Raw genomic sequence first — 21,603 nt, 5'->3', positions numbered from 1 at the left:
GCCAAAGGGTTGACCCCGCCGACGAACAGGAGCGCAGGATGAGCGAGAGCTACAAGAAGGGCCAGACCGTAAAATGGTCGTGGGGCAACGGCACGGCCGAGGGCAAGATCGAGGAACGCTTCGATCGCCGCGTGCAGCGCACGATCAAGGGCAGCAAGATCACCAAGAACGGCACAAAGGATAACCCGGCCTACCTGATCGAACAGGATGACGGCACCAAGGTCCTGAAACGCGGCAGCGAACTCGACTGATATTCCCCTTTCGTTCTCACCCTGCTACACGACCGCGCATGGCCAAACCCCAGAAGCGCTATGTCTGCCAGCAATGCGGATCGGTATCCTCGAAATGGGCGGGGCAATGCGCCGATTGCGGCGACTGGAACACGCTGGTCGAGGATGCCGGCGCGGTCGTCACGCCCTTTTCCGCGCGGCATAATCTGCAAAGCGGTGGGCGGCCGATCCTGCTGTCGGGCCTCGACACCGCCATCGCGCTGCCCGACCGCTTGAAGACCGACATCGCCGAACTCGACCGCGCGCTGGGCGGAGGGTTCGTCGAGGGATCCGCGACGCTGATCGGCGGCGATCCCGGCATCGGCAAATCGACGTTGCTGTTGCAGGCAGCGGCCAAGCTCGCACTCGCCGGTAAATCGGTCGCCTATGTGTCGGGCGAGGAAGCCGCCGATCAGGTCCGCCTGCGCGCCCGGCGCCTGGGGCTGGGCAATGCCCCGGTGCAACTCGCAGCCGCGACGTCGGTACGCGATATCCTGACGACCTTCGGCGGATCGTCCGCGCCCGACCTGCTGATCATCGATTCGATCCAGACGATGCACAGCGACCTGATCGAAGGGGCGCCGGGCACTGTCAGTCAGGTCCGCGCGTCGTCGGGCGAACTGATCCGCTTCGCCAAGGAGCGTGGCACCGCGGTCGTGCTGGTCGGCCATGTGACGAAGGACGGATCGATCGCGGGCCCGCGCGTCCTCGAACACATGGTCGACACCGTGCTGGCGTTCGAGGGTGAGCGCAGCCACCAGTATCGCATCCTGCGCGCGGTCAAGAACCGTTTCGGCGGCACCGACGAAATCGGTGTCTTCGCGATGGAAAGCGAAGGATTGTCCGAAGTTTCAAACCCTTCGTCGCTGTTCCTCACTAGTCGTGACGAGAATGTCACCGGCACCGTCGTCTTTCCCGCACTGGAGGGGACGCGCCCCGTATTGGTCGAAGTGCAGGCGCTGACCGTCCGCCTCGCCTCGGGTGCAACCCCGCGCCGGGCCGTCGTTGGCTGGGATTCGGGGCGCCTGGCGATGATCCTCGCGGTGCTGGAGGCGCGCTGCGGATTGGCCTTCGCCACCGCCGAAGTCTATCTCAACATCGCCGGTGGCTACCGGGTGACCGATCCCGCCGCGGACCTTGCGGTCGCCGCGGCGCTGGTGTCGGCGCTGTCCGAACGTCCGGTGCCGTCCGACGCGATCGTGTTCGGCGAGATCGCGTTGTCGGGCGAGGTCCGCCCGGTTGCGCACGGCGCGTTGCGGTTGAAGGAGGCGGGGAAGCTGGGGTTCTCGCGCGCGCTGGCCCCGGCCAGTCAGGCAGAGGGCGGCGCGATCAAGCTGTCCGGGTTCAAGGACTTGCCGCGGTTCGTGGATTATATGTTGGGGCGGTAAGATCCTCCCCGGCACGGGGGGGGGACCAGCCGAAGGCTGTTGGACGGGGGTATCTGCACACAGATCGTTGCGTTGCGCCGCGCTCCCCCTCCACCACGCCCTGTCGGGCGCGGTCCCCCTCCCCATGATATGGGGAGGATTTTAGAGCGCCAGATCCTCCCCATAATATGGGGAGGGGGACCGCTCGCGTAAGCGAGTGGTGGAGGGGCAGTGCCGCACGTGCAACGCCAGCCACCCCCAGTCTCGACAATCCCCCCATCGCCCGGCATAGCCACCGTCATGGGCCTGACCTCGCTCGACATCGCCGTTCTCCTTACCGTGGGCGGTGCGGCGCTGCTCGGCTTTATGCGCGGGTTCGTCACCGAAGTATTGTCGCTCGGCGCATGGGCGTTGGTCGTTATCGCCCTCAAACTGTTCCACACGCCGGTCGCCGCCGCGCTGGTCGGACCGACCGGCACAGCTGGCGGAGCCGCAACGCTCGCCTTCGCGCTGATCGCCGGTATCGGCTATTTCGCCGGACGGCTGGTCGCCAACGGTATCGGCGCGCGCACCCGTGCCTCGGTGCTGGGGCCGGTCGATCGCGCGCTGGGCTTCGGCTTCGGCGCGGTTAAGGGGTTGATCCTCGTCAGCCTCGCCTTCCTGCTGTTGCTGCTCGCGGCGGACTTCATCGGTGGCGGGCCGACGCGGCGCCCGGCATGGATCAAGGAGGCGCGGACCTACCCGCTGCTCAACGCCACCAGCACCAGCGTCGTCGATTTCATCGACCGCCGCCGCCGGGGCGAGCCGGTGTTCGGCGACTAGAAAACGACGCGAACGACTCGCCAGCGTCACGATCGCCCCCTACATCCGGTCGCGTGACCGCAAATCTCTACAACACCGAAATCCTCCGCCTTGCCGCCGAAACCGCGCAGGCCGTCCGCTTGCCCGAACCCCATGCCTCGGTCGAGAAACGGTCGCCCATCTGCGGCAGCCGCGTGACCGTCGATATCGCGCTCGGCGACGACGGCCGGGTCGCCGCGGTCGGCATGCTGGTCCGCGCCTGTGCGCTGGGACAGGCATCGTCGGCGCTCCTCGCCCGGCAGATCGTCGGCAAGTCGCCCGCCGAACTCGCCACCGCCAGCGACACGCTCGCCGCGTGGTTGGCCGGGGAGGGCGATGCGCCCGACTGGCCCGGCCTGACGCTGTTCGAACCGGCCCGCCCGCACAGCGCGCGTCACGCCTCGATCCGGCTCGCCTTCGAAGCGGCCGCCGAGGCCGCGGCACAGGCCGCCGGCCAGCGAGCCGCCGCCTGATGGAACACGGCACCGCGTCGCTGCTCCATGATTTCGCGCCGCTGCTGGGCGCGGCGCTGGTGTTCGTGCTGATCTTCCGCAAGCTGGGGCTGGGCGCCACGCTCGGCTATCTCGTCGCTGGATCGGTCGTCGGGCCGCAGGTGCTGGGCCTCGTCGGCAACGCCGAATCGAAGCTCGCCATCGCCGAACTCGGCATCACCCTGCTGCTGTTCCTCGTCGGCCTCGAGCTCAGCCCGTCGCGGCTGTGGCAGATGAAGCGCGACATTTTCGGCCTCGGCCTGTTGCAGGTCGTGCTGTGCGGAGTCGCGATCACCGGCGTCGTGTGGCTGGCGACGCATTTCAGCTGGGCGGCGGCGCTCGCGCTGGGGCTCCCCCTGGCGTTGTCGTCGACCGCGCAGGTGTTGCCGATGCTGCAATCCGCCGGCCGCCTCAAGACGCCGTTCGGTGAACGCGCCTTCGCGATCCTGTTGTTTCAGGATCTGTCGATCGTCCCGCTCATCACCATCGTCGCTGCGCTGTCGCGCAATCCGGCCGATGCCGCCGGCCCGCCGGGCTGGCAACTGGCGCTATGGACCGTCGGCGCGGTCGTCGGGCTGATCCTTGCCGGCCGGTTCCTGCTGCGCCCGCTGTTCCGCCTGATCGGCAATATGGGCGAGCGCGAGATGTTCGTGTTCGCCGGGCTGTTCACCGTCATCGCCAGCGCGGCGGTGATGCAGTGGCTGGGGCTGTCGACCGCGCTGGGTGCGTTCATCGCCGGCGTGATGCTGGCCGACAGCCCCTATCGCCACGAGCTGGAGGCCGATGTCGAGCCGTTCCGCTCGATCCTGCTCGGCCTGTTCTTTCTCGCGGTCGGCATGATGCTCGATCTCGGCGCGATCGTCGAACGGCCGGTGTTCGTCGTCGGCATGGCGCTGGCGCTGATTGCGACCAAGGGGCTGGTGATCTTCGGCGTCGGGCGGTTGTTCGGTATGCCGTGGCGCGGTGCGCTGGCGCTGGGGCTGTTGCTCAGCCAGGGCGGCGAGTTCGGTTTCGTGCTGTTTGCGCAGGCGCAGAACGCGCTGCTGATCGCACCCGAGGCGGCCAGCGTCTTCGGCGCAATCGTCACCCTGTCGATGGCGACCACGCCGTTCCTGATGATGGCGACGCGCAAGTTCCGCGCCGATCCCGACAAGCGTGCCGGCGACGATCCCGAAGGACCGCGCCACGACGGCGCCAGTGCGGTGGTGGTCGGCTATGGCCGCTTCGGCCAAACCGTCGCGCAGATGCTGCTGGCGCAGGGGATCAGCGTCACCGTGATCGACCGCGACGTCGAAATGATCGAGATCGCCGGCAGCTTCGGGATGAAGGTCTATTATGGCGACGGCACCCGCATCGACCTGCTGCGCCTTGCGGGTGCGCAGGATGCCGAACTGCTGCTGTTCTGTACCGACGGCGACCCATACGATGCCGAAACGATCGACGCGATCCATCAGGCGTTTCCGGCACCCGGCATCTTCGTGCGCGCCTATGACCGGCGCGCCGTCGTCAAGCTCAGCGGTGCGCCGATCCAGGGCGTGTTCCGCGAGGTGCTCGATTCGGCGGTCACCATGGCCCGCGCCGCGATGGCCAGCGTCGGCGTCGACGATGGCGAGATCGACCGGACCGAGGATTTGTATCGCAAGACCGATGCGAAGCGCCTGTCACAACAGTCGGAAACCGGCGACCTGCGCCGGGGCCGCGAGATGATCTTCACCCACGCCCGGGTCGCGGCGGCGCCCGGCACGGTCGCGGACGACGCGGGTTAGATTGCGGGAAGGGATTACCGGCGGACAGCACATGTCAACACGATCGCCCGGTCCAGCGATGCCGTAATGGACGACCTCCGACCCTGACTGAAACGACAATTGCCAACGTCATCCCGGAGCAGGTCGAGACCCCTGCGAAAGTCGTCGCTAACCGCCTTTTACGGTACCCTCGCGCAGGTGGGGGGGGCAGAGCGGTAAGTCGCCGGCGGGGCGCGGCTGATGGCGGGTACCCTCGCGCAGGCGGGGGTCCAGAGTTCCGGGCGCAAGCGGTTGTTTGGTCTGGCTCTGGACCCCCGCCTGCGCGGGGGTACCGCGGAGGGGTGGCGGAGCGCGCGCCGTTCGCCGAGGACTCGATCAGGTCCGGGGCGACGAGCGTAAGTGACAGCCTGCCCGGTCAGCGGTCGTCGGACGGGATAGAATCCCGCGCGTTCCGCGGCAAAAGCAGCTACTGGCATCCCCGAACATCTCTCCCACGGAGCCTGCCTATGAACCTCCTGCTCCTCGCCGCCGCGCTGTCGGGCGCCATGGCCGTCGCCGCGGGTGCGTTCGGCGCGCATGGCGCATCGGGCCCGGCGGTCGACTGGTTCAAGACCGGCGGCCAGTACCAGCTCGCCCATGCCATCGCCGCGCTGGTCGCGCTGAACCTCGGCGCGCGCGGACCCGGCTGGCTGTTCGTCGCCGGCGGGCTGCTGTTCGGCGGCTCGCTCTACGCCATGGCGCTGGGCGGCCAGCGGGGCGTGCTGGGACCGATTACCCCGATCGGCGGGCTGGCGATGATCGTCGGCTGGCTCTGGCTCGGCTGGATCGCGCTACGGCGATAGGGCGCGCGCCTTCCCGACAAACCATTTTCCTACAGGACGGCGCCCGGACTATCCTCGCGGCGCTCTTTCCCCGGTACATTCCTCACACCGCGATGCCATAGGTCAGGAATCGTGCATCGCGCTCCCAGCCCGCGCGCACGTACAATGCGTGGGCCGCGCTGTTGTCGACCGCCGTCTGAAGCGTCATCCGCGTCGCCCCGCTCGCGCGGGCATGGTCGCACGCCGCGTGCAGCAATGCCGCCCCCACGCCGCCGCAGCGGATCTCCGGCCGCACGAACAGGTCGTTCAGGATCATCGTCGGCGCCATCCGCACCGACGAGAAACACGGATACAGCTGCGCGAACCCGGCATCGTCGTCCGCCAGCAGGATCACCGACTGATCGCGCTCCAGCCGTTCGGTCAGGAACGCTCGCGCGCCCGCCGGGTCGCTGGTCGCGTCATAAAATTGCCGATACGCATCGAACAACGGCACGATGCGATCGATATCGTTAAGCGTCGCACGGCGAATGGTCACCATGGCGTTCCTCGCTATCGGCCGTGCGTGCCAACATCCGCGTGGCCATGAAAACAGGGTCGACCCGACGAATCAAAGGTTGTCAGACAGTTGATCGGAACTGGTCACCACAGACCATAGGCCTGCGACATTAACGTAGCCCAAACTTCGCCAACTTCCGCGCTATTGTCCGAATCGCACCTTCGCCGCCTGTGCCACCGCCTCGCGTGCCGCGGCGAGTAACGCGCCGGCCTTCGCCTCGCACTCGCGCTGTTCGGATGCGGGGTCGCTGTCGGCGACGATGCCCGCGCCCGACTGGACGTGCATCACCCCGTCCTTGACCACCGCGGTGCGCAGCACGATGCACGAATCCATCGACCCGTCGGGGCTGAAATAGCCGACGCCGCCGGCATAGGCGCCGCGCCGTTCCTGCTCCAGTTCGGCGATGATCTGGCACGCGCGGACCTTCGGCGCACCCGATACGGTGCCGGCGGGAAAGCCGGCGAACAGCGCGTCCAGCGCGTCGGCATCGTCCCGCAGGCGGCCGACCACGTTCGACACGATATGCATCACATGGCTGTAGAATTCGACCATGTAGCTTTCGGTCACCGCCACGCTGCCGGTCGCCGCAACCCGCCCGACATCGTTGCGGCCGAGGTCGAGCAGCATCAGATGCTCGGCACGTTCCTTGGGATCGGCGAGCAGGCTGGTCCGGTTCGCCTCGTCCTCCGCCGCCGTGGCACCGCGCGGGCGGGTGCCCGCGATCGGCCGAATGGTGACCTCGCCATCACGCAATCGGACGAGGATTTCGGGGCTCGAGCCCGTCAGCGCGAAGCCCGGCAGGTCGAGGTGATAGAGGAACGGCGACGGGTTGATCCGCCGCAGCGCGCGGTACAACTCGAACGGTTCGAGCGGGAAGGGCGTGGTGAATCGCTGCGCCAGCACGACCTGAAAGATGTCACCCGCCGCGATATATTCCTTCGCCGCCGCGACCATATCGCCATAGCGCCCGGCGGGCAGCGTGGGCGTCAGCACCGGTTCGGGCACGTCGTTCCGTCGCGTGGCCGGCGGCAGGATCGCGGCATCCAGCGCCGCTGCCGTCGCCTCGATCCGCTCTGCCGCCGCATCGACGCTGCCGTCCGGCCACACGGGTGCGACGACGAACAGCGTGTCCGACAGCCGGTCGAACACCAGCAGCACCGTCGGCCGCACGAACATCATGTCGGGCAGGCCCAGCGCGTCGCTGGCGGCTTGCGGCAGGCTTTCGACCAGCCCGACCGTCTCATAGCCAAAATAGCCGACGAGGCAGGCCAGCGCCCGGGGCAGGGGGGCGGGCACGTCCATCCGGCACTGCGCGACCAGCGTCCGCAACGCGGCGAGCGTCGGTTCGTCGCAATCGGCAAAGGCAGTGCGGTCGGTCAACCAGCGGTCGTTGATCGCCGCGCCGTGCCCCTGCGCGCGAAAGACGAGGTCGGGGGCAAGGCCGAGCAGGCTGTAGCGCCCGCGCACCGACCCGCCCTCGACCGATTCGAGCAGGAAGTCGCCGCGCCCCGACTGCATCAGCTTCAACGCGGCGGCGACCGGCGTTTCGGTATCCGCGACGCGCGTGGTCCACAACAGCGCCGGGCGCCCGTCCGCCAGCGCGGCGCGGGCGGCGGCTACCCCCTCGACGCCGGTCATTGCGCCGAAGCGGGAGCGGCGCCGCCGACCAGTTCGTTGCGCACGCGGTTGATGGCCTGTTCGTTGCGCTTTACGCCGACCTGCCGCCGCACCGCCTCGACGAACTGTTCGGCATATTCGTTGCCGGTCATCCGCCCCAGCTCGCGCCCGACGCCGGTGATCGCCGCCTTGTCATTGGTGGCATCGCCGCGCTGGATACCGTCGAGATATACCAGCAGCCAGCCTTCGCCATTCGGCGCCACGGTCAGCCGCACCTTCTTGGGCGCCATCGAGAACATCAGCGACAGCGCGGGCGGCACCTGCGGACCCAGCTGTGCCAGCTGTGCGCGCGATGCGGTGACCGGACGCGGCGCGGGCAGGCGGACGCCCGACTGCGCGACCGCGGTGCTGAGCGGCATGCCGCCATTCACCTTGTTCAGGATTTGCTGCGCGACCGCGCGCGCCGCCTTCAACGCCTGATCCTGGCGATACTGGCCGGCGACCTGATCGCGGATGTCGGCCAGCGGGCGCGGTGCGGCGCGGGTGACGTCGCCGGTCGCGACCAGCGCGAAGGTGCCGTCGGCGGCGGTCTGCACGATCTGCGGCGCGTCGCCGGCTTCGGCAGCGAAGCCCGCTTCGACGATCGGTGCCAGCTTGGGATCGGGCTGCGCCGGGCTCATCGGGTCGATGCCCTGCGCGGTGATCGGTGGCGTCGCCTGCGCGCTCAGCTTGGCGTCGGCCACGATCTCATCGAACGTCGCACCATCGGTGATGCCGCCGTCGATCGTTTCCTGGATCGCGCCCAGCGCGGTCGCGCCCTTGGTCTTGCTCAGCTCGGCGACCAGTTCGGGACGCGCTTGTTCAACCGTCTTGCCCGGTACCTGCGTCACGGCGTCGACCTTCAACACGACGAAGCCGAACGGTGACTGTACCGGCCCGACCACCGCGCCCTGCTGTGCTGCAAAGGCGGCGTCGGCGACGGCGGGCGACGTCTTGCCCGCCAACTGCCCGCGCGTCTGCCCGGCAAAGGTCGTCGCCTCCAGCCCGATCGCGCTGGCCCCGGCACCCAGCGCCTGTCCACCACGCACCGCCTGCGCCAGCTTGGTCGCGGCCGCCTGATCGGCGACGACGACCTGCGACACGCTGCGCGTCTGCGACGGCGCGAAGCGGGCGGCGTTGGCCTTGTACGCCGCCTGCACCTCGGCATCGCTCGGCGCCGATTGCGCCGTGACGCTGGCCGGCGTGACGATCGCGTAGCGGATCACGCGCCGTTCGGGCACGGTGTAGCGCGCGCGGTTGGCGGTGTAATAGGCCTGCAGCTGCTGGTCGGTCGGCGCGGCCGGCGCGGGGAAGGCGGCGGTCGGCACGATCGCGACCTGTCCGCTGCGCGCTTCCTTCGCCAGCGACGCATAGGGCAACGCCAGCTGCTGCGGCAGGAAGCTGCTTTCGATCGTCCGCTCCAGCATCAGGCGGGTCAGCGTCGCGCGGCGAATATCGTCGCGCAGCTGCTGCGGCGTGATCCGCGCGCGCGACAGCGTCTGTTCGAACGTCTGCTGGTTGAACTTGCCGTCCAGTCCCTGGAACGCGGGCAGGCTGGCGATCTGGCCATCGACATAGCGATCGGACACGACCAGCCCGTGCTCCTGCGCGAACTGACGCAGCGCCGCGTCGGAAATGGCGCGGTTCAGCGATCCGTCGAACCCGCCGCGCGCGATATATTGCGCGACGTCGAGCCCCGGCTGGCGCTGTGCCGCCTGCTGCACGTCGCCGCGAATCCGTTCGGTCAGCGCTGTGTCGGTGATCTTGTCGTCGCCGACCGTCGCCACGGCGGTCCCGTTGCTGCCGGTCGAACCCGGGCGCAGGCCGTTGAGATCGGCCATTGCGAAGCCGATGGCGATGACCGCCAGCAGCAGCAGGCCGACGAAGATGCCGACCTTCGACTTGGTCATGCGCCTGAAGAAACCGAGCATCCGTGCAACCGATCGAAAGGAATGAAAGGATGCCGCTTTAGAAGGCGGTTGCCGCCGCTTCAAGGTTGCGCGAAACGCCAGAGCCGCTATCGGCTGTAGAACATGTAAAACGCCTGGGGAGCCGTGGTATGAGTCGTCGCAAGCTGGTCGCGGGCAATTGGAAGATGCACGGGCTTCGCGGCCAGCTGGCGGAGATCGCCGCGATCGACGCTGCGGCTGCCGCCGCGCCGGGCGTCGATGTTGCGCTGTGCGTGCCTGCCACGCTGGTCCACCATGCCGCCGAAGTCGCGAAAGCGATGCAGATCGGCGGGCAGGACGTCCACGCGAACGAACGTGGCGCGCATACCGGCTGTATCTCGGCGGAAATGCTGGTCGAGGCGGGCGCGACGGTGGTCATCGTCGGCCATAGCGAACGCCGGGCCGACCAGAACGAAACCAGCCACGACGCGTGGGCGAAGGCGGCGGCGGCGCGGCGGCAGGGACTCGACGTGATCCTGTGCTGCGGCGAGACCGAGGCCGAACGCGACGCCGGTCGTGCCGAACGGGTCGTGCAGGCGCAGATCGAGAAGTCGGTGCCCGAAGGCGCCAGTGGCGACTGGTTCACGCTCGCCTATGAACCGCGCTGGGCGATCGGCACCGGCCGGACCCCGTCGCCCGACGAGATCGCGCAGGTCCATGCGATCGCCCGTGCCAAGCTGCGCCAGATGGTCGGCGACGCCGCCGATGGCATCCGCATCCTCTATGGCGGGTCGGTCACCGGCGCGAACGCCGCGACGATCCTGTCGATCGACGATGTCGACGGCGCGCTGGTCGGTGGCGCCAGCCTGACCGCGGAAAAGTTCGTACCGATCATCGAGGCGGCGGCCACGCTGTAACGGGCAGGCCAAGCCGCTGAACGGGATGGGGATTGCGTGGGAACCGAACCGGCGTCAGCATGCGTTCATGCCGGTGATGCTAACGACGGCATCGACCATCCAACGCGGGATTCCGAATCATGCGCCTGTTCAGCCTCTTGTCCGTCATGCTCCTGGCCGGCAGCGCGATACCGGCAGGCGCACAGGATCGCGCCGCCGAGCGCGCCGCTGCAGGCGAGGCGGCGCTGTCGCGGATCACTGCCGGGCGGACTAGCGACAAGCCCGTCGACTGCATCAACCTCCGCAACATCCGGTCGAGTGAGATCGTGCAGGATACCGCGATCGTCTATCGCATGAACAACGGCACATTGTTCGTGAACCGGCCGGCGGGGGGCGGGATCCTCGACCGTGACGATATCCTCGTCACGCGCACGATCGGCACCCAGCTGTGCCGGATCGACATCGTCAATCTGGTCGATCGTAATTCGCGGATGTTCAGCGGATCGCTGTCGCTCGGCGATTTCGTCCCCTATTCGCGGTTGCCGCGCACCCGCGACTGATGCTCTTGCGCGCGGGCCACGCTTCGCCCATATGGCGCTCGGGAGTCGGGCGGACGATGCCGTCGCCAACCCGGTCAGGTCCGGAAGGAAGCAGCCGCAACGATTTCGCAGCGGGTCGTCCGGCTCCCACCCCTAACGCGGCGCGGCCAGTTCCAGCGCGCGACCCATCAACCCGGTGAATTGCAGCGTATCGACCTCTTTCGCCGGGTCGTTGACCCCGCCCGCCATGGCATACCAGCTGCCGTCCTTGCCCTGCAGCAGCAACGCCATCGTCAGCACGCCGGGCTCCGACCCGCCCTTGTACCCGACATAGCGCCATCCCTTCGCCGCGTCGGGCAGGCCGGGGTTCTTCGATAGGACTGCGTGCAGATCGGCACCCGCCGGGCCGTCCATATGCCGCCGCAACCAGTCCAGCGCACGAACCAGATCGTTCGGGCTGGCGAACCATTCCAGTTCGGCGATGCGCAGCGGCTTGCCGTCCTGGAACAGCGCCTTCGGGATCGCCGCGATCGGCGTATCGTGGACCGGCCCGTCGAGGAATGCGCGACGTTCGGTGGGTGACAGCGCCAGATACCGCGCGCCGAGCGCACCGCCGTCCACCCCCTTCAGCTTGAACAGTTCGAGCGCGCCGAGGAACGGCACGTTGCGCGGCGCCCCGTCGGTGAAGCCGACGACAGGCAGCATCGCCTCCACCTTCCGCCGGCCCAAGTGGAACAGCAGGATGTCGGTCGCACTATTGTCGCTGACCGAAATCATCCGCTCGGCCAGTGCGCGGAACGCGATGCGGGTCCCCTTGGGCTCCTGCGCATAGCCGCCGCCGGGCAATGCCGACCCGTCGAGCGTCACGACGTCGCTCCACTTGCGCTCCCCCGCCTCGATCGAGCGGACCAGTTCGGCGAGGATGACCAGCTTGAACGCCGAGCCGATCGCGAGGGGGGTGGTGGGGTTGTGGCTTTTGTCGATGGTCGGCGCGCCAGTGCCGAGGCGTGCCAGCACGAACCCGCTCTTGCCGGGAAGCGCGGCCACCCGTTCGACGACCGCATCGATCGTTGCCGCCGCGGGGCCCCGTGGCTCGACGCCGCGCGTCAGCAGTCCACCGATACGATGAGCCGCCGCGGCATCGACCGCGATATCGGCGTTGAGAATGCCGCGTTCATAGCCGATCCGGATGCGCGCCGACCAAGGGCCGTTCGGTTGCACCGCCTCGATTCCCGTCGGTCGACCCAGCGCCTGTGTCAGTTGCGCAGCAATCGCGTCGAACTTCGCCCGCGGCACTGCGGCGCGAAAGGCGGAGGAAAAGATCGCGTCATAGTCGCCCGTGCCGGACAACACGGTCACGACGTCGCGGGCGCGCCGTTCGACCTCCGGGTTTGCCGCCACGGTAGCGGCCGGCGGGGCGGGGGGCGGTACCGTGGCTGCCTGCAACCCTGCCGCCATCAACGCGCTTGCCGCCACGAGCATCCGACTTCCCCTCATTCCCGAGAAACCAGGGTGGCGGATGCCATCGGCCCCGTCAACGCGACGTCAGGCGTCGATCACCTCGTCGTCCAGTCGCGCGGCATTCTCCTGGATGAAGGCAAAGCGATGCGCCGGATTGGTGCCCATCAACCGGTCGACCAGGTCCTTTACCGCCGCGCGTTCCTCGTATTCCTGCGGAAGGGTGATGCGGATCATGCTGCGGGTCTTGGGGTCCATCGTCGTTTCGCGCAGCTGGCCGGGGTTCATCTCGCCCAGCCCTTTGAAGCGCGACACCTCGACCTTCTTGCCTCTGAACGCCGTGCGCTCCAGCTCGGCACGGTGCGCGTCGTCGCGCGCGTAGAGCGACTTCGCTCCAACCGTCAGGCGGTAGAGCGGCGGTTGTGCAAGATGCAGGTGCCCGCGCCGGACGATGTCGGGCATTTCCTGAAAGAAGAACGTCATCAGCAGCGTCGCGATATGCGCACCGTCGACATCGGCGTCGGTCATGATGACGATGCGTTCGTAGCGCAGCGCATCGGGCTGGCAGTCCTTGCGCGTGCCGCACCCCATGGCGAGGATCAGGTCGGCGATCTCCTGGTTGGCGAGAATTTTGGCGCTGGTGGCGGAGGCTACGTTCAGGATCTTGCCGCGGATCGGCAGGATCGCCTGGGTCTTGCGGTCGCGTGCCTGCTTGGCCGAACCGCCCGCCGAATCGCCCTCGACGATGAAGAGTTCGGTGCCCGCGGGATCATCGGACGCGCAGTCGGTCAACTTGCCGGGCAGACGCAGTTTGCGCGACGACGTCGCGGTCTTGCGCTTGACCTCGCGTTCCGCCTTGCGGCGCAGCCGTTCGTCCATCCGGTCGAGGACGAGGCCCAGCAGCGCCTTGCCGCGTTCCATATTGTGGCTGAGGAAATGGTCGAAATGGTCGCGGACTGCTTTCTCGACGAGGCTGGCCGCCTCGACGCTGGTCAGCCGGTCCTTGGTCTGGCTCTGGAACTGCGGATCGCGGATGAAGACCGAGAGCATCAGCTCGCACCCGACCGTCACGTCGTCGGCGGTCATGTCCTTGGCGCGCTTGTTGCCGATCAGATCGGCGAATCCGCGCAGGCCCCGCACCAGCGCCTGCCGCAGGCCCTGTTCATGCGTGCCGCCATCGGGGGTCGGGATGGTGTTGCAATAATAGCTGTAGCTGCCGTCGCTCCATAACGGCCATGCGACCGCCCATTCGACGCGGCCCTGTTCGCCCGGAAAGTCCTGTGTGCCGGTGAAGAAGTCCGCGGTCGCACATTCGCGCCCGCCAATCTGTTCGCGCAGGTGATCGGCAAGGCCGCCGGGGAACTGGAACACCGCCTCGGCGGGCACGTCGGTTCCGGCGACCAGCTCGGGCGCGCATTTCCAGCGGATTTCGACGCCGGCGAACAGATAGGCTTTCGAGCGCACCAGTTTGTGCAGCCGCGCCGGCTTGAACTGGAGGTCGGCGAAAATCTCGGCATCGGGGGTGAAGGCGACCAGCGTGCCGCGGCGATTGGGGGCGGCGCCGACATGTTCGAGCGGGCCGACCGTCTGCCCCTGCGAGAAACGCTGGCGATAGAGTTGCCGGTCGCGCGCCACCTCGACCACCGTATCCACCGACAGCGCGTTCACGACCGAAATGCCGACGCCGTGCAGACCGCCCGACGTCGCATAGGCTTTCCCGGCGAACTTGCCGCCCGAATGCAGCGTCGACAGGATGACTTCGAGCGCTGACTTGTCCGGAAATTTCGGGTGCGGATCGACCGGGATGCCGCGGCCATTGTCGATGATGGTCAACCGGTTGCTGATATCCAGCTGGACCTCGATCCGCGTCGCATGGCCCGCGACCGCTTCGTCCATCGCGTTGTCGAGCACTTCGGCGGCGAGATGGTGCAGTGCGCGTTCGTCGGTGCCGCCGATATACATGCCCGGCCGGCGACGTACCGGCTCCAGCCCCTCCAGCACCTCGATCGACGACGCGTCATAGGCGGGGGTGGTGGGGACGTTCGCTTCGAACAGATTATCGGCCATGCCGGCGGTATAGAACGAAACGGGGTCATCCGCAAAGTGCGGTCGCGGCGCCCAGCGCCCGGATTTACGGCAACGAAATGTTACGCTGCATCGCGGGAGCGACGGCGCGCACCATCCGTTCGACGGGGGCACAGAGCGTGTTGGAGTATAGTATATGCGTTTTTCGATGTTCGTGGCGACCGGTGTAGCGGTGATGACGGCGATGCCCGCCATGGCCCAGGATGGCCGGAGCTGGACCGGTCCCTATGCCGGTATCAGCGCGGGGCTGGATTTCCAGGGGAACGACAGCAACGCGCCGGTCGAATTCGACACGAACCTTGACGGAACGTTCGGCGATACGGTGCGCACCACCGCTGGCGCCGATGCGTTCTCGCGCGGGTTTTGTGGCGGACGGGCGCTGGGACCGAACCCGACCGGGTGTCGGCGCGACAGCGACCGGCTCGGCTATGCCGGGCATGTCGGATACGACGTTCAGTTCGGCAACATCGTCGTCGGTGCGGTCGGCGAATTCGGCAACAGCAATATCGTCGATTCCTCCAGCGCCTATAGCACCACGCCTGCGCGCTATGCGTTCGTCCGGTCGATGGACTGGAATGCGCAGGGCCGGCTTCGTGCAGGCTATGCCATGGGCGATACGCTGCCCTACGTAACCGGTGGTGCGGCACTGGCTCGTGTGGATCGCGGGTTCGAAACGAGCAATGGTGCCAACAGCTTCACCCAGGATCGTGACAAGCGCAACGCATGGGGCTGGACTGCCGGCGGCGGTGTCGAACAGCGCGTATCGGACAATTTTTCGATCGGCGTGCTGTACACGTACACTACCGTCAACGATCGCTCGCCGACGGTGCGGGTCGGGCGGGGTACGGCCCTTCCAAACAACCCGTTCCTGCTGGTCAATTCGGCCGGTACCGATATGCGTCGTAGCGACAACCGGTTCGACTGGCACAGCGCACGCGTGCGGGCGAGCTTCCGCTTCTGAGGCAGCGCCCGACGGAAAAGCCGCTCCGTTCGGCACGGAGCGGCTTTTAAGGCGGGCATGGGCAAAGCCCATGCCGTCGATCGCGGCTTTGGCCGCGCCGGCCGCGCTGATCGCCGAGAGCGCGGTCGAGCTTTGCTCGACCTTGCGCGATCAGCGGACGCGCGGGCCGCCATAGGGCAGCGGTGGCGGCGGGCGGCGGTCGCGACGCGGAAGCTGCGCCTGATAGGCATGGCCGCAATGGTCGACGCAATAGGGGAAGCCTGGGTTCACCTTGTCGCCGCAGAAATGGAAGTCGGGCTCGCCGGGATGGCCGATCGGCCATTTGCAGATGCGGTCGTTCAGGTCGAGCAACGTCGTCTTGCCCGCGATCGCATCGCTCGGCCGTGCGGGCACGAGGCGACGCGGCGGTGCCGGCGTCAGCGGCGCGCTCTGCTCGCCCGGATTCTGGCGCAGGAAGCCACCGGGGCCGACCGAGCGCATCACCGGTTCGGCACGACGCGGCGCAGCGGCCGGGGCGTCGTCCTCTTCCTCTTCTTCCTCGACCTCATCCGCCTGATCCTCTTCAGGCAGCGGCGTGAAAGGATCGTCCTCAACCGGCGCAGCGGCAACGGGTTCGGGGGCAGGCGCGGGTTCCGGCGCCGGCTTGGGCGCGGGCGGCGGGGGGGGCGGCGGTGCGGCGACGACCGGCGCGGGTTCGGGGGCTGCGGGCTTCGGCGCAGGCGCCGCTGCCTTGGCCGCATCGTTCGAGCGCACCGGCGACGGGCGCGACTGCAGCCCCAGGCGATGTGCCTTGCCGATTACCGCATTGCGGCTGATCCCGCCCAGTTCCTCGGCGATCTGGCTGGCGGTCATGCCCGATTCCCACATCTTGGCCAGCGTCGCGATGCGTTCTTCGGTCCAGCTCATGCCCGTCCTTGTCCTTCAATTCACTCATGCGCGCCGCGACCATCGTCCTTGCCGCCGCGCGCGCCAGCGATTAGGCGACACAGCCATGCAGGAACAATCCCCGTTACGCGCGAAAATCACCATCGCCGACCCCGGCGTGCCGGTTATCCGGAACATCAACTGGGGTGGACTGCGCACGCTCTATATCAAGGAGGTGCGCCGGTTCTTCAAGGTGCAGCTGCAGACGATATGGGCGCCGGCGGTCACGACGCTGCTGTTCCTGGTCATCTTTTCGGTGGCGATGGGTGGGGCGGGGCGCACCGTTCTGGGCGTGCCGTTTCCCGATTTCGTGGCGCCCGGGCTGATTGCGATGGCGATGCTCAACAACGCGTTCGCCAATTCCAGCTTCGCGCTGCTGGTCGGCAAGATTCAGGGGACGGTGGTCGATTATCTGATGCCGCCGCTGTCGACCGGCGAGTTGCTCGCGGCACTGGTCGGCGGCGCGGTGACGCGCGCGTTCCTCGTCGGTATCGTCCTGTGGGGGGCGATGCTGCTGTATCCCGGCGTCCATGTGATGCCGCGGCATCCGGGCGCCGTTCTGTGGTTCGGGCTGTTCGGATCGACCTTCCTTGCGCTGGCCGGCGTGATGACGTCGATCTGGGCGGAGAAGTTCGACCATGCCGCCGCGATCACCAATTTCGTGATCGGGCCGCTGACGCTGCTGTCGGGCACCTTCTATTCGGTCGAGGCGCTGACCCCGCTGTTCCGGTCGATCAGCCACCTCAACCCGTTCTTCTACATCATCTCCGGCTTCCGCTACGGCTTCCTCGAAAGCGCCGATTCGCCGGTGCTGGTGGGCGGGGCGATCATCCTGCTGGTCGACATCGCGATGGCGTTCGGCTGCTACGCCTTGCTGCGGTCGGGATGGAAGCTCAAGAATTGACGGAACGGCATCGGGGGCGGTAGAGCGTCGCTCCGGGCGGCCCGGTTGGCCGCCCTTTTGCGTTTTCAACGCCGTTATTTCTCAAAGGAGCAGTTCGATGACGACCCCCGCGCTCATGCCCGTCTACCCACGGTGCGGCGTGCGTCCGGTCCGAGGCGAGGGCTGCTACCTGTACGGTGAAGACGGCACCGAATATCTCGACTTCGCCGCCGGCATCGCCGTCAACGCGCTGGGCCATGGCCATCCGCACCTGACGAAGGCGATCCAGGAACAGGCCGCGACGCTGATGCATGTCAGCAACCTCTATGGTTCGCCGCAGGGCGAGGCGCTGGCGCAGCGGATCGTCGACAACAGCTTTGCCGACACGGTGTTCTTCACCAATTCGGGTGCCGAAGCGGTCGAGTGCGCGATCAAGACCGCGCGCCGGTTCCACTTCGCCAATGGTAACCCGCAGCGGCACACGCTCATCACCTTCAACCAAGCGTTTCACGGCCGTACCCTCGGCACCATCTCCGCCACCAATCAGGCGAAGATGCGCGACGGGTTCGAACCGCTGCTGCCCGGCTTCAAATATGCCGAGTTCAACGATCTCGAAGGCGCGCTGGCGTTGATCGACGACAGCACCGCTGGCTTCCTGGTCGAACCGGTGCAGGGCGAGGGCGGCCTGCGCACCGCGACGCCGGAATTCCTGACCGGACTGCGCAAGGCATGCGACGAACATGGCCTGTTGCTGGTGCTGGACGAGGTGCAGTGCGGTTATGGCCGGACCGGTACGCTGTTCGCGCACGAGCAATATGGCGTGACGCCGGACATCGTCGCGGCAGCCAAGGGCATTGGCGGCGGCTTCCCGTTCGGTGCGTGCCTCGCGACCGAGGAAGCGGCCAAGGGCATGGTGTTCGGTACCCATGGCTCGACCTATGGCGGCAACCCGCTGGCTTGTGCCGCGGGGCAGGCGGTGCTCGACGTGATGCTGGCGGACGGGTTCTTCGCGCATGTGAAGGCGATGGGCGACCGCCTGCGCTCCAGCCTCGAACAGATGATCCCGAACCACGATCACCTGTTTCAGGAAGTGCGCGGCATGGGGTTGATGCTTGGGCTCAAGCTCAAGTCGGACAGCCGCCGCTTCGTGGCGCATCTGCGCGATCAGCACCAGTTGCTGACCGTGGCGGCGGGGGACAATGTCGTCCGCGTGCTGCCACCGCTGGTGATCGACGAAAGCCATATCGCGCAAGCGGTGGAGAAGCTGTCAGCTGCGGCCCGCGTGTACGTGCCGGTCGCCGACGATTGATTGAAACTCCTCCCCGCTCGCGGGGAGGGGGACCATGCAAAGCATGGTGGAGGGGGAGTTCCTCAAAGCGCAGCGCTGGTGGAGAACCCCCTCCACCGTCCTGCGGACGGTCCCCCTCCCCGTGCCGGGGAGGATCTACCCATAATGCGCCATTTCCTCGATCTCGCCTCGGCCGGTGCCGACGGCATCGCCGCTATTCTCAACGACGCCCTCGACGCGAAGGCCGCGCGCAAGGGCTGGCCCAAGGGCCGCGCCGACGCCGACGCCTCGCTTGCCGGCCACACGCTGGCCTGCGTGTTCGAAAAATCGTCGACCCGTACGCGCGTGTCGTTCGACATGGCGATGCGGCAACTGGGCGGATCGGCGCTGGTGCTCGACGCCGGCACGACCCAGCTCGGCCGCGGCGAGACGGTTGCCGATACCGCGCGGGTCCTGTCGGGCTATTGCGATGCGATCATGGTGCGCACCGATGACCCGGCGAAGCTCGATGAAATGGTGCGCTATAGTTCGGTTCCGGTCATCAACGGCCTGACGGATCACTCGCATCCGTGCCAGATCGTCGCCGACCTGTTGACGGTGATCGAGGCGGGCAAGGCGCTGCCGGGCACGAAATGGGCGTGGTTGGGCGACGGCAACAACGTGCTGCATTCGATCGTCGAGGCGGGCGCGCTGATGGGCTTCGATGTCGTCGCTGCCTGTCCGGAGGGCTATGATCCGTCGGCAGACGTCCTGTCGGCGGCCGGTGCGCGCGCGACGATCACCCGCGATCCGGTCGCGGCCGTGCGCGATGCCGATGTCGTCGTCACCGATACCTGGATATCGATGGGGCAGGCGCATGCCGATCAGAAGCTGGCGGCAATGGCGCCGTACCAGGTGGATGCCGCACTGATGGCGTATGCCAAGCCCGATGCGGTGTTCCTCCATTGCCTGCCCGCCCATCGCGGCGAGGAAGTCGCGCCGGACGTCATCGACGGTCCGCAGTCGCATATCTGGCCGGAAGCCGAGAACCGGTTGCACGCGCAGAAGGCGATCCTGCGCTGGTGCTTTGGATTGGTGGGGTAGGGCTGAACACACTCCCCGGCGTGCCGTAGATCATCCTCACTCTTCCGCGGCTTCGGCGCTCCCTCCCTCTCCCGCCGGGAGGGGGAAGGGGCCCGCACGGCGGAGCCGGGTGGGAAGGGTGAGGGTGCTTCAACCAAAGTGCAAAAGCTCGAAGGCCTTCAGGGAGCCGGCGAGGCTCCAGTTCCGCGCTATCATTGAGAAACCCCGGTCTTTGGGAATGAAGTCGGTTCGGCTGGACGAATTACGTCGCCACCTCCCGACATTTCGCAATCGCAGCATATCGCAAAGCGCTTGCGAAATCGGCGGCGGGCTCCCATGTGAGCGATCGATCACAGTTTGCCCGCTCAGGGTTTATGGAGCTTCCGCTTGACCGATACCGTCCGCCTGCCCGATCTCGACCGTGCGATCGGGTTCACCCTTCCCGATCATCATGCGCGCGGCCGCGTCGTACGGCTGGGGTCGGTGGCGCAGTCGATCCTTGCCGCCCATGCCTATCCCGCACCGATTGAAAAGCTGCTGGCCGAAACGCTGGCGTTGACCGCGCTGCTCGGATCGACGTTGAAGGAAGCCGAAGGCCAATTGACGCTACAGGCGCAGACCCAAGGCGGGATTATCCGCCTGATGGTGTGCGACTATAAGAACGGCGAACTCCGCGGTTATGTCGATTTCGACGCCGACCGCTTGGTCGAACTGGGCGAGGACCCGTCGCTGTTCGCGATGTTCGGGCAGGGCTATTTGGCGATTACGTTCGATCAGGTGACGTCGGGCGAACGCTATCAGGGGATTGTTCCGCTCGACGGCGATTCGATCGCGGCGGCGGCGGAGAGCTATTTCCTGCAGTCCGAACAGATCCCGTCGCTGGTGCGACTAGGCATCGGCTTCGACGATAATGGCCAGCGGATTGCGGGCGGCATGTTCCTCCAGCACCTGCCCGAGGGGGAGGAAGGGCGCGAGCGGCTCCATACCCGGCTCGACCATCCCGAATGGCATCATGTCGAGGCGCTGGGCGCGACGATGAGCCCCGACGAACTCGCCGATCCGATGGTGCCGCTGGAAACGCTGGTATGGCGGCTGTTCAACGAGGAACGCGAAGTCCGCGTCCTTGCCAGCACGACGCTCAGCCGCGGGTGCCGGTGCGACCGCGACTATATCACGGGCGTCATCTCGCGCTTTCCGGAGGAGGAACGGGCGGCGATGGCGGACGAAGCCGGGATCATCACTGTCGACTGCGCATTTTGCGCGACGAAATTTCCGCTGGCGCTGGCCGATATCGCCGCCTGACGCGGGCCATTTGGGGGAATGGGCATGGGGGGATTGCCGTTACGGGGCGCGCTGATCGGTGCGCTGGCCCTCGCCTCGGCGGGCGTCGCGCAACCGGTCGCCGCGCCGACATTGCGCGCGATGCAGTCGGTGGCGCCCGGGCAATGGGCGTTGCGCAGCCCCGGTTCGCCCGAGGCGGCACGCGACAGCTGCGTCGCCGATACGGCCGTGCTGTTCCGCCTGCGGCTGCGGTCGGCACAGTGCAGCCGGTTCGTGATCGACGATACGCCGCGCATCGCGACGGTCCATTACACCTGTCCGGGATCGGGCCATGTCCGCACCACGATCCATGTCGACACGCCACGGGCGCTGCGGATCGAAAGCGAGGGGATCGTCGACGGCATGCCCTTCGCCGATGCGTACGAGGCGCGGCGGGTGGGGACGTGCGGTGGCCGCTCGCGTTAAGCCGACGTTTAGCCTCCATCCTGTAAGACAGTGAAATGTCCTTACGGGCATGCATGTTATCCCTAAGCATGAACCCTCTTCGGGCCGCCGCCGTGCGGCCCGTTCTTTGTGTGGCGGTTGCCCTCCC

At 67.3% G+C, this 21,603-nt stretch carries 20 protein-coding genes and 1 other RNA gene; 15 read left to right on the top strand and 6 right to left on the bottom strand.

Features of this window, described 5'->3' with window-relative positions; genetic code table 11:
- Positions 1-38: 38 nt before the first annotated feature.
- From MF610_RS02070 to MF610_RS02045, 6 genes are all read left to right on the top strand, one after another.
- Positions 39-251: a hypervirulence associated TUDOR domain-containing protein gene (locus MF610_RS02070; RefSeq protein ID WP_242192443.1), complete on the top strand. Its 213-nt coding sequence runs from the start codon at positions 39-41 to the stop codon at positions 249-251.
- A 38-nt stretch (positions 252-289) separates the two neighbouring features.
- Entirely contained in the window at positions 290-1,657 is a 1,368-nt protein-coding gene (gene radA / locus MF610_RS02065; protein WP_242192442.1) for a DNA repair protein RadA, read from the top strand.
- A gap of 279 nt (positions 1,658-1,936) precedes the next feature.
- A complete protein-coding gene (locus MF610_RS02060) occupies positions 1,937-2,458 on the top strand; it encodes a CvpA family protein (protein WP_242192441.1) in 522 nt (173 codons plus the stop codon).
- Positions 2,459-2,511: 53 nt separating this feature from the next.
- Complete coding sequence (locus tag MF610_RS02055; protein ID WP_242192440.1) at positions 2,512-2,949, top strand: iron-sulfur cluster assembly scaffold protein; 438 nt, start codon at positions 2,512-2,514, stop codon at positions 2,947-2,949.
- Entirely contained in the window at positions 2,949-4,733 is a 1,785-nt protein-coding gene (locus tag MF610_RS02050; protein WP_242192439.1) for a cation:proton antiporter domain-containing protein, read from the top strand. The genes MF610_RS02055 and MF610_RS02050 overlap by 1 nt, the downstream gene beginning before the upstream one ends.
- A 485-nt stretch (positions 4,734-5,218) precedes the next feature.
- Positions 5,219-5,554: a DUF423 domain-containing protein gene (locus tag MF610_RS02045; RefSeq protein WP_242192438.1), complete on the top strand. Its 336-nt coding sequence runs from the start codon at positions 5,219-5,221 to the stop codon at positions 5,552-5,554.
- 82 nt (positions 5,555-5,636) lie between these two features.
- Here MF610_RS02045 and MF610_RS02040 read toward each other — a convergent pair whose 3' ends face one another.
- The 3 genes from MF610_RS02040 to MF610_RS02030 form a co-directional block, all read right to left on the bottom strand.
- The gene (locus MF610_RS02040; protein WP_242192437.1) at positions 5,637-6,071 is read right to left on the bottom strand and encodes a GNAT family N-acetyltransferase; all 435 of its coding nucleotides are present in this window, start codon (positions 6,069-6,071) and stop codon (positions 5,637-5,639) included.
- 159 nt (positions 6,072-6,230) lie between these two features.
- Positions 6,231-7,727 carry an anthranilate synthase component I gene (gene trpE, locus MF610_RS02035; RefSeq protein ID WP_242192436.1) on the bottom strand — a complete coding sequence of 499 codons (1,497 nt, stop codon included), beginning with the start codon at positions 7,725-7,727 and terminating at the stop codon, positions 6,231-6,233.
- Entirely contained in the window at positions 7,724-9,676 is a 1,953-nt protein-coding gene (locus MF610_RS02030) for a peptidylprolyl isomerase (protein ID WP_277923829.1), read from the bottom strand. The genes trpE and MF610_RS02030 overlap by 4 nt, the downstream gene beginning before the upstream one ends.
- A gap of 128 nt (positions 9,677-9,804) precedes the next feature.
- Between MF610_RS02030 and tpiA the strand changes: the two genes are divergently transcribed.
- The 3 genes from tpiA to ffs all read left to right on the top strand — a co-directional run bounded on the left by tpiA (position 9,805) and on the right by ffs (position 11,223).
- Entirely contained in the window at positions 9,805-10,551 is a 747-nt protein-coding gene (gene tpiA, locus MF610_RS02025) for a triose-phosphate isomerase (protein ID WP_242192434.1), read from the top strand.
- Between the two features lie 119 nt (positions 10,552-10,670).
- Positions 10,671-11,090: a hypothetical protein gene (locus tag MF610_RS02020; RefSeq protein WP_242192433.1), complete on the top strand. Its 420-nt coding sequence runs from the start codon at positions 10,671-10,673 to the stop codon at positions 11,088-11,090.
- A 38-nt stretch (positions 11,091-11,128) separates the two neighbouring features.
- Positions 11,129-11,223, top strand: an RNA gene (gene ffs, locus MF610_RS02015) — signal recognition particle sRNA small type.
- Here the strand turns inward: ffs and MF610_RS02010 are convergent.
- Positions 11,223-12,551: a serine hydrolase gene (locus MF610_RS02010; protein WP_242192432.1), complete on the bottom strand. Its 1,329-nt coding sequence runs from the start codon at positions 12,549-12,551 to the stop codon at positions 11,223-11,225. The genes ffs and MF610_RS02010 overlap by 1 nt on opposite strands.
- Positions 12,552-12,614: 63 nt before the next feature.
- Complete coding sequence (gene parE / locus MF610_RS02005; protein ID WP_242192431.1) at positions 12,615-14,594, bottom strand: DNA topoisomerase IV subunit B; 1,980 nt, start codon at positions 14,592-14,594, stop codon at positions 12,615-12,617.
- Positions 14,595-14,748: 154 nt separating this feature from the next.
- Here parE and MF610_RS02000 point away from each other — a divergent pair, with 154 nt between their 5' ends.
- Positions 14,749-15,573 (top strand): outer membrane protein, encoded by an 825-nt coding sequence (locus MF610_RS02000; protein WP_242192430.1) that lies wholly within the window; start codon positions 14,749-14,751, stop codon positions 15,571-15,573.
- A 150-nt stretch (positions 15,574-15,723) separates the two neighbouring features.
- Here MF610_RS02000 and MF610_RS01995 read toward each other — a convergent pair whose 3' ends face one another.
- The gene (locus MF610_RS01995; RefSeq protein ID WP_242192429.1) at positions 15,724-16,479 is read right to left on the bottom strand and encodes a GcrA family cell cycle regulator; all 756 of its coding nucleotides are present in this window, start codon (positions 16,477-16,479) and stop codon (positions 15,724-15,726) included.
- Between the two features lie 85 nt (positions 16,480-16,564).
- On the opposite strand from MF610_RS01995, the gene MF610_RS01990 reads away from it, so the two are divergent.
- The 5 genes from MF610_RS01990 (at position 16,565) to MF610_RS01970 (ending at position 21,476) form a co-directional block, all read left to right on the top strand.
- Positions 16,565-17,401, top strand: coding sequence for an ABC transporter permease (locus tag MF610_RS01990; RefSeq protein ID WP_242192428.1), 837 nt, complete (start codon positions 16,565-16,567; stop codon positions 17,399-17,401).
- A 97-nt stretch (positions 17,402-17,498) separates the two neighbouring features.
- Positions 17,499-18,689: an aspartate aminotransferase family protein gene (locus MF610_RS01985; RefSeq protein WP_242192427.1), complete on the top strand. Its 1,191-nt coding sequence runs from the start codon at positions 17,499-17,501 to the stop codon at positions 18,687-18,689.
- Positions 18,690-18,833: 144 nt separating this feature from the next.
- Positions 18,834-19,751, top strand: coding sequence for an ornithine carbamoyltransferase (argF, locus tag MF610_RS01980; protein WP_242192426.1), 918 nt, complete (start codon positions 18,834-18,836; stop codon positions 19,749-19,751).
- Between the two features lie 366 nt (positions 19,752-20,117).
- On the top strand, positions 20,118-21,032 hold the full coding sequence (hslO, locus tag MF610_RS01975) for an Hsp33 family molecular chaperone HslO (protein ID WP_242192425.1): 915 nt from the start codon (positions 20,118-20,120) through the stop codon (positions 21,030-21,032).
- 24 nt (positions 21,033-21,056) lie between these two features.
- Positions 21,057-21,476 carry a hypothetical protein gene (locus MF610_RS01970; protein ID WP_242192424.1) on the top strand — a complete coding sequence of 140 codons (420 nt, stop codon included), beginning with the start codon at positions 21,057-21,059 and terminating at the stop codon, positions 21,474-21,476.
- Positions 21,477-21,603: the final 127 nt, after the last annotated feature.

The sequence above is a fragment of the Sphingomonas hankookensis genome, assembly GCF_022664465.1.
Taxonomy (GTDB): Bacteria; Pseudomonadota; Alphaproteobacteria; order Sphingomonadales; family Sphingomonadaceae; genus Sphingomonas; species Sphingomonas hankookensis.
Note: the sequence above shows the minus strand (reverse complement) of the source record. Positions and strands in the feature narration are given on the sequence as shown.